Annotated in this window: 12 protein-coding genes; 8 read left to right on the plus strand and 4 right to left on the minus strand. The window is 37.1% G+C overall.

The window, feature by feature from the left end; translation table 11 throughout:
- Positions 1-55: 55 nt before the first annotated feature.
- The 7 genes from ACOCEA_RS05900 (at position 56) to ACOCEA_RS05930 (ending at position 11436) form a co-directional block, all read left to right on the plus strand.
- Positions 56-865 (plus strand): glycogen/starch synthase, encoded by an 810-nt coding sequence (locus ACOCEA_RS05900; RefSeq protein ID WP_420755287.1) that lies wholly within the window; start codon positions 56-58, stop codon positions 863-865.
- Between the two features lie 5 nt (positions 866-870).
- Complete coding sequence (locus tag ACOCEA_RS05905; protein WP_420755288.1) at positions 871-2775, plus strand: DUF4270 domain-containing protein; 1905 nt, start codon at positions 871-873, stop codon at positions 2773-2775.
- A gap of 157 nt (positions 2776-2932) precedes the next feature.
- Positions 2933-4777, plus strand: a complete 1845-nt coding sequence (glmS, locus tag ACOCEA_RS05910) for a glutamine--fructose-6-phosphate transaminase (isomerizing) (RefSeq protein WP_420755289.1) — start codon at positions 2933-2935, stop codon at positions 4775-4777.
- Between the two features lie 184 nt (positions 4778-4961).
- Positions 4962-7745 (plus strand): TonB-dependent receptor, encoded by a 2784-nt coding sequence (locus tag ACOCEA_RS05915; protein WP_420755290.1) that lies wholly within the window; start codon positions 4962-4964, stop codon positions 7743-7745.
- Positions 7746-7768: 23 nt separating this feature from the next.
- Complete coding sequence (locus tag ACOCEA_RS05920; protein ID WP_420755291.1) at positions 7769-9403, plus strand: SGNH/GDSL hydrolase family protein; 1635 nt, start codon at positions 7769-7771, stop codon at positions 9401-9403.
- A gap of 166 nt (positions 9404-9569) precedes the next feature.
- Positions 9570-11078: a F0F1 ATP synthase subunit beta gene (gene atpD / locus ACOCEA_RS05925; protein ID WP_420755292.1), complete on the plus strand. Its 1509-nt coding sequence runs from the start codon at positions 9570-9572 to the stop codon at positions 11076-11078.
- A 79-nt stretch (positions 11079-11157) separates the two neighbouring features.
- Positions 11158-11436 (plus strand): F0F1 ATP synthase subunit delta/epsilon, encoded by a 279-nt coding sequence (locus ACOCEA_RS05930; RefSeq protein WP_420755293.1) that lies wholly within the window; start codon positions 11158-11160, stop codon positions 11434-11436.
- 63 nt (positions 11437-11499) lie between these two features.
- On the opposite strand, the gene ACOCEA_RS05935 is transcribed toward ACOCEA_RS05930, so the two are convergent.
- The 4 genes from ACOCEA_RS05935 to ACOCEA_RS05950 all read right to left on the minus strand — a co-directional run bounded on the left by ACOCEA_RS05935 (position 11500) and on the right by ACOCEA_RS05950 (position 14630).
- A complete protein-coding gene (locus tag ACOCEA_RS05935; RefSeq protein ID WP_420755294.1) occupies positions 11500-11706 on the minus strand; it encodes a helix-turn-helix domain-containing protein in 207 nt (68 codons plus the stop codon).
- Position 11707: 1 nt separating this feature from the next.
- Positions 11708-12220 (minus strand): DUF2975 domain-containing protein, encoded by a 513-nt coding sequence (locus ACOCEA_RS05940; RefSeq protein ID WP_420755295.1) that lies wholly within the window; start codon positions 12218-12220, stop codon positions 11708-11710.
- 76 nt (positions 12221-12296) lie between these two features.
- A complete protein-coding gene (locus ACOCEA_RS05945; protein WP_420755296.1) occupies positions 12297-12833 on the minus strand; it encodes a GNAT family N-acetyltransferase in 537 nt (178 codons plus the stop codon).
- Positions 12834-14630: a M61 family metallopeptidase gene (locus ACOCEA_RS05950; protein WP_420755297.1), complete on the minus strand. Its 1797-nt coding sequence runs from the start codon at positions 14628-14630 to the stop codon at positions 12834-12836. It lies immediately after the preceding gene.
- Positions 14631-14797: 167 nt separating this feature from the next.
- Here ACOCEA_RS05950 and ACOCEA_RS05955 point away from each other — a divergent pair, with 167 nt between their 5' ends.
- On the plus strand, positions 14798-15958 hold the full coding sequence (locus tag ACOCEA_RS05955; protein ID WP_420755298.1) for an aminotransferase class I/II-fold pyridoxal phosphate-dependent enzyme: 1161 nt from the start codon (positions 14798-14800) through the stop codon (positions 15956-15958).

Below are 15958 nucleotides of genomic sequence, written 5' to 3' on the forward strand. Positions count from 1 at the left end.
TATATTTTTTGTAATTTTGCACCTGCATTTCCGCGAAATATAAAAAACAGCTTTTATGAATGGCAAAAAGATATTGTTTGTATCTTCTGAATTAGTTCCTTACCTCCCAGAAAATGAAGTTTCCTTAATGTCCTACGAAGCGCCAAGAATGGTGAACAGTAATGGTGGGCAGATAAGGATATTCATGCCTCGCTACGGTAATATTAATGAAAGAAGACATCAATTGCATGAAGTGATTCGTTTATCTGGCATGAACTTGGTAATCAATGATATGGACATGCCATTGATCATAAAGGTGGCCTCTATCCCAAGAGAGCGGATTCAGGTGTATTTTATTGATAATGAAGAATACTTTAAGCGTAAGGCGACCTTTACCGATAAGCAAGGAAATCTGTTTCCAGATAACGATCAACGAGCAATATTTTTTGCAAAGGGAGTTATGGAAACGGTTAAAAAACTGAATTGGTCTCCAGACATTATCCATGTTCATGGGTGGATGGCCAGTTTATTGCCATTATATCTAAAGAAATATTATGCGGATGAACCTTTGTTTGCCGATAGTAAAATTGTTTTGTCTGTATACGGTAAAACATTTGAAGGGGAACTAGATGCGGACATGATCAAAAGAATAACTTTTGATGGTATTCCAGAAGAGGAGATTCAGGCCTTGGGCACGCCCAACTATAATAATTTGTTAAAAGTTGCAGTAGATTATTCTGATGCGGTTATTTTAGCCTCGGAAGAAATTCCAGAAGAATTATTAAACCATATTTCTAACCAAGAAAAACCAGTGCTGCCATATGTCCCTGTTCAAGAATTTGAAGAAGCATATGCAAACTTTTATAATTCAGAAGTTTTAAAATAGCCTAAATGAATCTTTTCAAGAAATTGCCTTTTTCGGTGCTTTTGGCACCCGTTCTTATAATGGTCTTATTTACATCTTGTGAAGAAGATTTAACAACTATTGGTGCAGGTGTGGTTACTAGCCAGCCTTTCGCCACTGGAAAAGAAGTTTTTGATGTTTATGCCTTCAATAAGAATATTGAAGCAGTCCAGACCAATAAATTGCCTGTTTATCAATTAGGAACATTTGATGACCCCATCTTTGGTCAGACACAAGCCACAATAACATCACAACTAACTTTAACTTCTAGTAATCCTACTTTTGGTATTTTTTCGCAAGACACGGAAAATAATGCGGATACTGATGACATTATTACTACGATTGATGAAAATGAGACCGTTAAAGAGGTTTATCTATATATCCCATTTTTAACCAAAAGTGGTTCTAGGGATACTGATTTGGATGGCGTGGAAGATGAGTTTGATGAAGTGCCTGATGAAGATAACGATAATGACAAGGATGGTGTATCCAACAGGGTTGAAACTGCCCAAGGTACCGACCCGCTGGATAAAACAAGTGTAGATGCCGATCAAGATGGCATCAATGACACAGATGGTATTGCCATTGTTGCCAATAGCTATGCTAAAAAAGTGGACATAGACAGTGTTTATGTGAATAGTAAAAACTATGATGACATTAAAAACGTATTAACCCCAACTTTTAATCTTAAGGTTGAGCGCTCAACTTACTTTCTTAGGGATTTAGATCCCGATACAAATTTTCAAAATGCACAAGAATACTATTCAGATCAAGAATTTTCACCTTCATTTGTTTCCGATGAATTATTTGATTCTGAAGCCTATGGGGATATAGAGGTAAATGATTCTGAAATCTTAATTCAGAATGAAGACGATAAGGAAACGGAGGATGTGGATGAGTCTCTTACATACACCAAATTAGCTCCTGGAATTCGTATTCCCTTGAATAATACATTTTTTCAGTCCAATATTTTAGATAACGAAGGTAAATCGGAATTGTTGAGTCAGGCGAATTTCAATGAGTTTATGAGAGGAATTCATTTGTCCCTTTCTAATTCTGGTGAAACGGAATCCCTAATGCTTTTGTTAGATTTAAGACAAGCCAATATTACCGTCACCTACACTTATAATTCTTACAAGACCAATAGTACAACAGATGATACAACAGATGATACTATCGAAGAAGAGGAAAAAGACTTTGTCCTTAATTTTTTAGTAGGGTCAACATCTGGCAATATTACTGGTAATGCGGTGAACACATTCATAAATGAGGCGTATCCAACGGAAATACAAAATGCATTGGACAACGGAATAAATGCATCGAGAATTTATTTAAAGGGAGGTGCTGGTACCACAGCTCAAATTAATCTTTTTGAATTGGATGGAGGAGAGGATATTGTGGAGCGGATAAGATCGGAAAATTGGATAATTAATGAGGCGAATCTAGTGTTTTATGTAGATAAGGAGCAAACGGGGGCAGCTATAAATCCACCAAGATTATATCTATATAATTCTGAAAGTAACAACCCTCTGTTCAACGTAAATACAGAACAAAATGTAGCGGAAAGTCTTTTTGGTCTTTTCCTAAACTATGATGGTATAGTTGATGATACAGACCCACAATCCCTTAAATATACGGTAAGAATAACAGAGCATATCAATAATATTATCGTACGTGATTCTGCAAATAGTACCCTAGGTTTAAACCTAACCACAAATATAGAAAATATTGGTGTGGTCAAGGCAAGATTAAGTACAGTTGAACAGGATGTCCCAGTAACTGCGACAATAACGCCTTTGAGCTCAGTTTTTTATGGAAGTAATATCCCTGTGTCCGATCCAAATTATGATAAAAGGTTGAAGCTAGAAATTTTTTATACAAAGGCAGACTAACGTTTTAAGGTTAAAATTATCACGTTAAGTAAATTTTTTAACAACAACATACACTTAAAAGATTTTATTCGTTCTATATCCATAAACTAAAGTGTATTTCTATGTATTAGGTTACTTTTGCGTAGGAAATTATTGATAAACACCTAACTATAAAAATATGTGTGGAATTGTAGGATATATTGGCCATAGAGACGCTTTTCCAATTATTATAAAAGGATTACAGCGTTTAGAATATCGTGGTTACGATAGTGCAGGTATTGCCTTATTTGATGGTAATCAAATAAATCTTGCTAAGACTAAAGGTAAGGTTGAGGATTTAAAAAAGAAAGCTGAGGGGATTTCCCTGAAAGGCAGCTTAGGAATAGGCCACACACGTTGGGCTACACATGGTGTGCCAAATGACGTTAACTCCCATCCACATTATTCCAATTCAGGGGAATTAGTAATCATCCATAATGGAATCATTGAGAATTATGAGTCCATTAAAAAAGAATTGACCAAGAGAGGATACAGCTTTTCTTCGGATACTGACACAGAGGTGTTGATAAACCTTATTGAAGAAGTAAAAAAGACCGAAAACGTTAAATTAGGTAAGGCCGTTCAAATTGCGCTTAACCAAGTTGTAGGTGCTTATGCAATTGCTGTTTTTGATAGAGAGAAACCAGATGAGATTGTTGTTGCTAAATTAGGTAGTCCACTGGCCATTGGCATAGGTGACAATGAGTTTTTTATTGCCTCTGATGCTTCTCCCTTTATAGAATTCACAAACAATGCTGTTTACTTGGAAGATGAGGAAATGGCAATAATTAGATTGGGAAAGGAAATTAAGCTTAGAAAAATAAAGGATGACGCGGTTGCTTATCCAAGGATTTTGGAGCTTCAAATGAACTTGGAGGAAATAGAAAAAGGTGGTTACGACCATTTTATGCTTAAAGAAATTTATGAGCAACCAAGGGCCATTAAAGATACGTATAGGGGAAGGTTACTTGCAGACCAAGGGATAATACGTATGGCGGGGATAGATCAGAACTTGGAAAAGTTCATGAACGCTAACAGAATTATAATCGTTGCTTGTGGTACTTCTTGGCATGCAGGTTTAGTAGCGGAATATATTTTTGAGGATTTGGCTAGAATTCCTGTTGAAGTAGAGTATGCCTCTGAATTTAGGTATAGAAATCCTGTTATTACCGATAAAGATGTACTTATTGCTATATCACAATCTGGTGAGACAGCGGATACACTCGCTGCTATAAAATTGGCAAAGGAAAAAGGCGCTTTTGTTTTTGGGGTGTGTAATGTTGTTGGTTCGTCTATTGCCAGGGAATCAGATGCCGGAGCATATACCCATGCTGGGCCAGAAATAGGTGTTGCTTCTACCAAGGCATTTACCACACAAATTACGGTGCTGACTTTAATGGCACTTAAATTGGCCAAGGAGAAAGGTGTGTTCTCACAGAGTAAATACCATGAGTATTTATCGGAGTTGGAAACAATTCCAAGTAAAGTGGAAAAATCATTGGAGTCTAACCCTTTGATTGAGATAATATCTGATGTTTATAAGGATTCAACAAATTGTCTTTACCTAGGCAGAGGATATAATTTTCCAGTTGCCTTGGAAGGGGCATTAAAATTAAAGGAGATAAGTTACATTCATGCGGAAGGATATCCTGCTGCAGAAATGAAACATGGGCCAATTGCTTTAATAGATGAGCATATGCCTGTTTTTGTAATCGCCACTAAAAAGGGCCATTATGAAAAAGTTGTGAGTAATATTCAGGAAATAAAATCCCGTAAGGGTAAAATAATAGCCATTGTTACCGAGGGTGATGAGCAAGTCACGGAGTTGGCAGATCACGTGATTGAGGTTCCGGAAACGCTTGAAAGTCTAACGCCATTATTAACTACTATACCATTACAATTACTATCATATCATATTGCGGTGATGAGGGGATGCAATGTTGATCAGCCCCGTAATTTGGCAAAATCAGTTACAGTAGAATAAGTCAGAAAAATAGTATTAAAAAAAGGGGTTCTAATTTTAGAGCCCCTTTTTTTATGAATTTTTAGTTTATACAAGTTTTTATTGCGAATAAAATACTATGCATGCATAATTTTTTTACATTTTGCTGTTATCCGTTCAAAATTATCTGTATCTTGAACCCCACAAATTTTAACTCAAATTTAGAATGAAAACAATACTTTATTTGGCATTGGTTTTGTTTGGCGCCTTAGGTTTTTCCCAAACAACCATCAATGGAAACGTTGTTGATGAAAACAACGAACCTATACCTGGAGCTAACATTGTTATAGAAGGTAAAGCAATAGGTACAACTACCGATTTTGATGGTAATTTTGTTTTACAAACTTCAGAAGTCCCCCCGTTTCAACTTAAGGTCACAAGTATTGGATTTACAGAGGGTTTTGCAAGTATTACTGCCAACATTCAAACAATTTCTGTTGTATTGCAAGAATCTCAAACTTTTTTAGATGAGGTAGTAATATCTGCATCAAGAACACCTGAGCGTATTTTTGAATCCCCGGTAACCGTAGAAAGAATGGGTATTTCGGAAATTCAGAATACCACGGCTGCAGATTTTTACGGTGGTCTGGAAAATTTAAAGGGTGTTGATGTAAACACAAATAGTTTAACTTTTAAATCTGTCAACACAAGAGGTTTTGCAACTTTTGCGAATACTAGATTTATGCAATTGGTAGATGGAATGGATAATTCTACACCAGCATTAAACTTTCCAATTGGAAATTTAGTGGGTATGGTAGAAACCGATGTATCAAGTGTTGAGCTATTACCAGGTGCATCTTCAGCCCTATATGGTGCCAACGCATTTAATGGAATTTTATTCATGCGTAGTAAAAGTCCTTTTGACTATCAGGGAATAAGCGCTTCCATAAAGCGTGGTATTACTTCTCAAGAGTCCGCTGGTGATAATTCCTATACAGATGTAGGAATCCGCGCGGCCTATAAGTTTAGTAACAAGTTTGCCGGTAAGGTAAATTTTGGGTATTTAAAAGGTACCGATTGGGCGGCAACTAGTGAGATAGACAAATTTGACCCAACGAGAACAAGGGCAGATTTAAATTATGATGGAATCAACGTTTATGGAGATGATTACTCAGCTGATATAAAAGATGTTGCTGTTACACTAGAGGGTCTTGGTATTTTACCTGCGGGTGCCAATGCGCTTGTTCCTTCACAAGAGGTTAGTAGAACTGGGTATAATGAAAGAGACCTTACCAATTATAATGCTGAAAGTATTAAGGCGGATTGGGGACTGTATTACAGACCAATTGAAGGTAATAGTCTAGAATTATCGTATGTAGGTAAAGTAGGAACAGGGTCTACTATTTATCAAGGGACTAACCGGTATAACATCAACGGTTTTTTTCAAGAACAACACAAACTTGAAATAAGAAACGATAATTTCTTTTTAAGAGGGTATGTTGTTGCAGATAAAGCTGGAGACTCTTATGATATGGTCTTTACAGGTATAAATATTAACAGGGCCTGGAAAGACGACAATACATGGTTTGGAGAATACACGGGCACTTATGTGCTGGCAACTTTATCTGGTGCTACTGACGAACAAGCACATGCTGCAGCAAGGGCACAAGCAGAATCTGGAAGATATTTACCTGGGAGTCCAGAATTTAAAGCTGCTTTTAATAGAAGTATCAACGATCCAGACTTATCTACGGGTTCTAAATTTCAGGATGCTTCAAAATATTACCATGCTGATGCTAACTATAATTTTAGCCATTTAATAGATTTTGCTGATATCCAAATTGGAGGTTCCTTTAGGGAATATAGTCTAAATTCATCCGGGACTATTTATACGGATTTTGATGGTCCAATATCTTACTCGGAGTATGGTATTTATACCCAAGTTCAAAAAAGTATCGATCTTCAAAATGAAAAAAGCTTAAAACTAACAGGGTCTGTTAGATATGATAAGTCGGAATTTTTTGATGGTTTCTTTTCTCCTAGATTATCTGCAGGTTTTACATTAAATCGCGATCATAATATTAGGGCTTCCGTTCAAACAGGTTTTCGCAATCCAACAACACAAGATTTATTTATAGGGTTAGATGCCGGTAGGGCAATATTGGTTGGTTCTGCACCGGATAATTTGGATAGATATTCTAGAAATTTTGAAGTAAGTGGTGCTGGTCAAGATTTAGGTCAACCAGCCAGTATTACCCAAACCGGGGCTGCTGCATATACTAGTTCATATTCTTTGAGTTCTGTTGAGCGCCTAGGTCAAACAGGTAATCCTGCGGATTTGGAGGTTGCCAATCCAGATTTGGTTAAACCAGAGCAGGTAACTTCTTTTGAGGTGGGTTATAGGGGGAAAATAGATAAGATAATTGTTGACTTTAGTACGTATTATAATAACTATAAAGATTTTATTTCCCAAGAAGTAGTGATAGCTCCATTTTATGGATCAGCTGGTGACGGTGGGCTGTCAGTAGCTGCAATTTCAAATGGGGATTTTCAAGCGTATAGTGCTTATACCAATTCTAATGTTGATATAAATTCTTATGGGGCATCACTAGGGCTTTCTGCCAAAGTGTTGGGAAATTTTGATTTGAGTGGAAGCTATACCTTTACTAAACAAGACTTTGACCAAGAGGCTAATCCAGATTTTATGTCAAACTTCAATACACCAGAGCATAAGTTCAAGGCTTCTTTTGGTAATGAGTCCTTGTTTAAAAATGTTGGATTTAACGTAAACTACCGTTTTAGCGATGATTATTTTTGGGAAGCTACTTTTGGTAATGGTGTAGTACCAGAATTCCATGTGGTTGATGCCCAAATAAGCTTAAACGTGCCTAGTATTAAATCATCCTTTAAGGTTGGTGGAAATAACCTGTTAGGTGATGAGTACTTTACGGCATTTGGAACAGGTTTTATTGGATCTATGTACTACCTGTCATGGACAATCAATAACTAATTTAAAATCAAACTTAGTTTAAAATGAAAAATTTAAAATATATTTTCTTTTCCTCTGTAGCTTTGGCCTTTGTGGCTTGTAACGATATTGAGGATGTGGACATGTCCGATGTAGATGTTGTAGAACAACTTCCAGAATTAACCTCTGGCTCGGCGGACTTTTCCAACTATGTGTCTTTGGGAAATTCATTAACCGCTGGTTTTACGGACAATGCATTATTTCAAGCAGGTCAAACCAATTCCTTGCCAAATCTACTTTCCCAAAAATTCGCTTTAGTTGGCGGTGGAGATTTTTCCCAACCATTAACTAGCGATAATTTTGGCGGACTAGCAGTGGCTGGTAATCGTATACAAGATCCTAGGCTAGTTTTTGGAGGTGCAGGTCCTGTTCCTTTGGAGTCGGTTATTGGTCCGGTTACTGTATCTACGGATATTGTTTTGAATAATCCTGCGGGACCGTTTAACAACTTGGGCGTTCCAGGCGCAAAAAGTTTTCATTTATTGGCCCCAGGCTATGGTAATTTGGCCAATTTGGAAGCAGGTCTTGCCAACCCATACTTTGTGAGAATGACCGGAGCAACACCAAATGCAAGTGTTTTAGAGTTGGCGGTAGTGCAAGCACCTAGTTTCTTCTCCCTATGGGGCGGTGAAAATGATGTATTGGGTTTTGCACTATCGGGTGGTGACGGAACAAACCCTATTACTCCAGTTTCTGGAGCTCCTGGTGTTGGTTTTGATGGTACTTACGGAGCATTGATTGCTAGTTTGACTGCAGGAGGAGCCAAAGGCGTAGTTGCAAACATACCCAATGTCCTTAAAATCCCGCATTTTACTACGGTTCCACATAATCCGTTAGATCCTACAAATGAATCTTTTGGACCATTAATTCCCACTTTAAATGGCATTTTTGGGCAATTGAATCAGGTTTACGCTTTTCTTGGTGTACCTGAGCGATCTATTGAATTTTCAACCTCAGCTGCAAGTGAAGTAGTTATACGGGATGAAGAATTAACGGATATTTCTGCACAGATTGAGGGTGTTTTAAATGCTAGCCCAACATTCCCTGTATTTGTACAGTCATTTGGTTTGCCTGCCCAAGCAGCACCATTGGTTGCTAATTTGTTAGGGTCTGCATATGGCCAAACAAGGGAGGCAACTGTCGATGATTTATTCGTTTTACCTAGTTCTACAATAATAGGAACCGTAAATACTGTATCGGTAGCGGCATTAATGGGTCTTGGCTTATCTCAAGAATTGGCAGGTCAGTTTTCTGTGGAAGGAATTACTTTTCCTTTAGCCGATAAATGGGTATTGTTGCCAAGTGAGCAAGCAGAAATAGCAGATGCCACAGCTAGCTTTAATGCTATAATTGCTGCTACTGCTAGTCAAGCTGGTTTGGCTTTGGTTGACACCAATGGGTTATTGGATCAATTGGCAAATGGTGGTATTACCAGTGGCGATTTTACATTAACAGCCAATTTGGTTACCGGTAGTGCTTTTTCATTGGATGGTGTACATCCAACAGCACGGGGGTATGCCCTCATTGCAAATGAATTTATGAAAGCGATTGATGCCACATATGGTTCTAATTTTGAAGATTCGGGTAATTTATTGAACGTTGGGAATTACCCAACAAATTATTCTCCTGCGTTACAATAGAACGACTTGTAAAAATAAATGATAGAAAGGTGCTCTTTGGGCACCTTTTTCATTTGAAAAAAACAAAAAAACAATTTTTGTTTAAAATGGAATGATATATCTTTGCAGCCTGAAAATCAGAGCATTTTTTAAGATATTTTTAAAGTAATATATAAACAACATAGTAATGTCAAAAGTTACAGGTAAAGTTTCGCAAATTATTGGACCCGTGGTCGATGTAGAATTTGAGTCAGGTGCAGACCTTCCAAAAATCTATGATTCTTTGGAAATAACCAATAAAGATAAGTCCAAACTAGTACTAGAAGTTCAGTCTCATGTAGGTGAAAACACAGTAAGAACCATTTCGATGGATTCTGCGGATGGTCTTAGCAGGGGAACAGAAGTTGTTGCAACAGGTGCAGCAATTCAAATGCCAGTAGGTGATGATGTTTATGGTCGTCTCTTCAATGTTATTGGAGACGCTATCGATGGTTTGGGAAATTTACCTAAAGCAGGAAAAGACGGATTGCCAATTCACCGTGAGGCCCCAAAATTTGAAGACCTTACTACTTCTACGGAAGTTTTATTTACGGGTATCAAAGTTATCGATTTGATCGAGCCTTATGCAAAAGGTGGTAAAATTGGATTGTTTGGTGGTGCAGGTGTTGGTAAAACGGTATTGATCCAAGAATTAATCAATAACATTGCTAAAGGTCACGGTGGTCTTTCTGTATTTGCAGGTGTTGGTGAAAGAACACGTGAAGGAAACGATTTGCTTCGTGAGATGTTAGAATCAGGTATTATCAAGTATGGTGATGATTTCATGCATTCTATGGAAGAAGGCGGATGGGATTTATCCAAAGTAGATAAAAAGGCAATGAAGGATTCAAAAGCAACTTTTGTTTTTGGTCAGATGAACGAACCACCTGGAGCACGTGCACGTGTGGCACTTTCAGGATTAACCATTGCAGAATATTTCCGTGATGGGGCTGGCGAAGGTCAAGGTAAAGATGTTCTTTTCTTCGTAGATAACATATTTAGATTTACCCAAGCAGGATCGGAAGTATCCGCACTTCTTGGTCGTATGCCATCTGCGGTAGGGTACCAACCAACATTGGCAACGGAGATGGGTGCCATGCAAGAACGTATTACTTCTACTAAAAGAGGTTCTATTACTTCAGTACAAGCGGTTTACGTTCCTGCGGATGATTTAACGGATCCTGCCCCAGCAACTACCTTTGCGCACTTAGATGCAACAACGGTATTGTCCCGTAAAATTGCTGAGTTGGGTATTTATCCTGCGGTGGATCCTTTGGATTCTACCTCTAGGATTTTAACAGCGGAGATTTTAGGAAAAGATCATTATGCTTGTGCGCAACGTGTAAAAGAGTTATTGCAACGTTATAAAGAGCTGCAAGATATTATTGCTATCCTTGGTATGGAAGAATTATCGGAAGAGGATAAATTGGCTGTAGGTAGGGCTAGACGTGTACAACGTTTCCTTTCCCAGCCATTTCACGTAGCAGAACAGTTTACTGGTATACCTGGTGTTTTGGTTGATATTAAGGAGACTATTAAAGGCTTTAACATGATTATGGATGGTGAGTTAGATCATTTACCAGAATCTGCCTTTAACTTAAAAGGTACCATTGAAGAAGCTATAGAAGCTGGGGAGAAAATGTTAGCGGAAGCTTAAACGGGTAATCAGTAATTGGTTTTCAGTGGGTTTAGGACGGCTGAATACTGAGTACTGGATACGGAATACTTAAAAAATTATGTATTTAGAAATAGTATCACCAGAAGCCACATTATTTGCGGGAGAGGTAACATCTGTAACTGTACCGGGAATCAATGGTGAGTTTCAAATGTTGAAAGACCATGCGCCTATTGTTTCCTTATTACAGGAAGGCAATGTAAAAGTTGAGGGGAATATTAGTATTGATGAAGCTTACGAAACCAAGTTCTCTAAAGACGCAACGGGCAAAACCATACTTCCTATTACTAGTGGAACAATTGAGTTAAAGGACAATAAGGTTATTGTATTGGCTGACTAACCACGTATAAAATAAATATTTAAAAAGCCATACTAACAAGTATGGCTTTTTTATTTAGGAAAACTAATCTTTTTCGAAGGCCAATATATCACCTGGCTGACACTCCAGGACTTCGCAAATTGCCTCTAGGGTGGAAAAGCGAATAGCTTTTGCCTTACCAGATTTTAAGATAGACAAGTTGGCTTCGGTAATGCCTATAGCTTCCGCTAATTCTTTACTCTTCATTTTTCTTTTGGCGAGCATCATATCTAAGTTTACGATAATTCCCATATTATATGGTTAGGTCGTTTTCAGATTGAACATATTGGCCCTTTTTGAAAATATGAACTAAAAAGAGCGAAATCAATCCAAAAATCAGATGTAAAATCAGATTATGAATATCTCCAAAGTTTGTTTTGTGCATAATGGGATAGTGAATCATGAAATACAAAATGGGACCAACTACTAAGTTGAGGATGGTAAAAAACCTTAAATGACGTATAACTATTTTGCTAAAAATATGTTCTTTAGTGAGTTCCTCAAAAATATTGGAAATCACATAGAAAAAGATTGTCGCAAAAAGTAAACCCAACGAAATGGTTAGAATAATATTGAACTGATAATCACCTTCTATATTAGTTCCTAATAAAGGAATTTTAATAAAGAACCTTCCATTTTCAATTCTAAAATTGTTGGTGAGAAAGGAAAAGTCAATATAGATAACCAATAGTAAAGTAAGTATGGCAATTATTCTAAATGAAAAAAAAGCCACGGTAGAAAGTGATTTTGGACCTAATGTTCTCATAAAATTATTGTTTATCAATAATCAAATATATAAAAATTATTGATAAACAATAATAAAATATTGAAGAAAGGAAATATTACTTCCAGTCCCAGCAAATCAATTCCCAAGAAATACCCTCTGAAATTTGTGTTTCGAGAATATCAAATCCTATATTTAAATGGGCATTTAAAGATCGCTTATTGCTCGTAGCCACCTCAGTAACCAGACAGTCATAATACCCATTAAGTTCTTTTCTGTAAAAAGTGTACATCCCCCTAAAAACACCTTTACCCCTAAATTGCTTGGAAACACAGATTTGACCTAAGGCCAAATAGTTTTTTCCTTTTAATAATGAATCGGCGGTGTTGAACATAGGGGTAAGCACGGGTATTTCCTCTCTGAACTTTTTAGTCATGCAAAGGGCATAACCTATTACCTCATTTTGGTACTTAGCGATAATATGGGGACAGTCTTCATTAAATTTTTTTAATTGTTCAAAGCTATGGATCACGGTAATAAAACCCTCTTTTACCTTTTCCTCTGCCGATAGGTTAGTGGGTGCATTTTTTTGTTGAAGTGTTAAAATTTGATTTAACTCTTTATCCGTGATGGCACGTCCATAGGTTATGTTCATTTATTCCAGTTTTAGCCAATTTTTTCTTGCCTCAATCTGTTTTTCGGTAAGCTTACCACCCTCTTTTTCTAAAGGGAGTATGGTATAGATGGGACTGGACCCTAATTGTACTTCGGTACTTTTTGGCTTTCCAAAACGCTCAAATTCAATTTTTAGAATGTCACCGGGCTCAAATTGGGATAGGTAGTCATCAAATTGAACTCCATTAGGAAAACTTTCCCCGTTTATGGAAGTAATGACATCCCTTTTGTCCAAATTAGCGGTATAGGCTGGACTACCTATTTTGAGGTTGGATTTTATTTCACCATTCCCATCCCCAATTAGGAAGGCGGTAGCTCCAAAATAAGGTACTTCTAGATTTTTCATAAGAACAACACCCATTGACCCTAAAAGTCTTTCGTAATCGGGCATATCACTATTGTAGATATGTGAATTAAAGAACATATTCCCAAAAAGGGCACCAGCATACTCTTTTAACGTATTGTGCAAATCTTCTATGGTATATGGGGTTTGGGGCTTCCCAAATTTTTTCCAGACCAGCTTCATATAATCATCAAGATTTAAGTTTTGTTCTCTAAGGCTAAGGTCTAAGGCAAGGCCTAGTACACTACCATAAGAATAATAGGATACAAAGGTATTTTCTCTATTCACAGGGTCAACAGAAGTTGCGGCATCCACAAAAGGGGCCTGATAACTCATTTCAATAGGATTAAAGAATTCTAGTGCCGGAGAATTCCAAACATAGTTAAATGATCCGGTAAGTTCATCTATGTATTTTTCAGGAGAGATTAGTCCGGCCCTACAAAGTATTAGATTGGTATAATAACTGGTAAATCCTTCAGCAAACCAAAGTTCCCCGCTCATATTGGTCTCTTCAAAATTAAAGGGCTCCAAAGCTTTTGGTCGAATACGTTCTACATTCCAAGCATGAAAAAACTCATGTGATACCGTACCTAAATTTTCATCCATACCACCATTAGCCAGACCTCTTGTACTTGTAAGAATAGTAGAGTTTCTGTGTTCCATTCCATCTCCAGAAGCATTAGGCATATAACATGCTAAGAAGGTGTATTTGCTATAATCAAAAGTGGGTAACTCATCAAAAACTTCCTTTTCTTCTAAAACAATCTTCTTTACTTTTTTAAAATAGGTATTTAGTTCTTCCTCTGTCCCATTGTGGTGTAGTACAAATTGAATGGTTTGGCCATCTACAACAAATTCACGTATGCCATAATTACTAATTTCCGTTGGAGAATCCATAAAATACTGCAAATCGGGAGCAGTATACGTGGTCCCTGAGGACAATGGTAATTGTGTTGCCACTCTCCAGCCTAGATCTTCACGAACCTTAAAATCTATTTCAATTTTTCTATCAGCGAATGTTGGGGCGTACATAAAAGTAGCTGGAATATTCAAGTGGGCATGTGTTTCATCAATTTGTGAATAGGTGCCGTCACCACGGTTGGCAAACAGGGTATATGTAATTGTAACAGTTCCATCATGACCGATAATCAACCACTGATATGGGTCTGGCCGTAAAACCTCTAAACCCTTGCCGTTACTGTCCGTTGCATTAAATCCATATACATTTTTGGCAAATTCATGGAGGGCATATCGTCCAGGGGATGTCCTACTCATTCTTATAGCCAATGTATCCGAAGAAACATTTGGAAAGGTTGCAGTAATTACCGCTTCATGATGTACTGCATTATCAAAAGAAATTTCATAAGAATTTGTTTGGGAAAAAGAGATATAACCTAAAAGAAAAACGATACCATATAGCGCTTTGAAGTTCATAAATTCATCTTTAGAAATAAAAACTAAAGATATGCAATTACACTGCGGAACTCGAAAAGCAATTTTTAGTAAAATAACCTTGTTATTTAGTATTTCAATATTACTATTTTATAAATTATTTAATATTTACTGTTTAATATAATTTCTAAACATCATACATTTGGGCGATGTCCAAGTTTCCTATTAAACTACAACAAAAACTAGATAAAAGGCTACAAGAAAATGCGTTTCGCAGCTTGGGCATGACTTCTGGTATGGTTGATTTTTCCTCAAATGATTATTTGGGCATTGCCCAAAACGAGACTGTCTTTTCCAAGACCTTTCAGTTGCTGCTAAATCGTAATATAGCACAAAATGGGGCTACTGGTTCCCGCTTGTTGAGTGGAAACCATGGTCTTTATCCTATTTTAGAGGAGATGCTCACATCTTTTCATGATAGTGAGAGTGCCTTAGTGTTCAATTCTGGTTATGATGCTAATATTGGTTTTTTTAGTGCCGTTCCGCAAAAGGGAGATTTCATTTTTTATGATGAATACATACACGCTAGTATTAGGGACGGTATTCGTTTAAGTTTGGCCAAAAGCTACAAGTTTGCACATAATGACCTTGAAAGTCTTAAGAACAAAATTGAGCAGGCACTAAAGAGTTCCGAGGGGATTTTTGATTCGGAAATATATATTGTTACGGAATCTGTGTTTTCTATGGATGGGGATTCTCCAGATTTGCAAGCTTTGGTAGCCCATTGTAATTCTAATAGTTATCGTTTGGTAGTTGATGAAGCCCATTCCGTTGGTGTTTATGGTAAAAATGGCGAAGGGCTTTTGCAGGAGATGAATCTGCACCAAAAAGCTTTTGCACGAATCGTTACTTTTGGAAAGGCTATGGGTGCTCATGGTGCCGCTATTTTGGGTGATGCTTCCTTAAAACAATATCTGGTTAATTTTGCCCGCAGTCTAATATATACCACAGGACTTCCACCTCATGGTGTTGCAACCATTATTTCTTCTTATTCATATATAAAGGAGAATGGAAAGGCCGAACAAAATAAGCTGTCTGAAAATATTACCTTTTTTAAAGAGCGATTGAAAAAACTAAATTTAGAAGATTATTTTACTAAAGGAAATGCACCAATACAATCGTGTATCATTGGAAATACGGAAAAGGCTAAAAAGATTTCTAGAAAATTAATGGACAAAGGTTTTAATGTAAAGGCAATAGTTTCGCCTACCATCCCAGAAGGTCAGGAAAGATTGCGTTTTTGCGTACATAGTTATAATTCTAAGGAAGAGATAGGTTTAGTATTACAATTATTATCGGAGTATATTTAA

It is taken from the genome of Maribacter luteocoastalis (genome assembly GCF_048890225.1).
Lineage (GTDB): Bacteria > Bacteroidota > Bacteroidia > Flavobacteriales > Flavobacteriaceae > Maribacter > Maribacter luteocoastalis.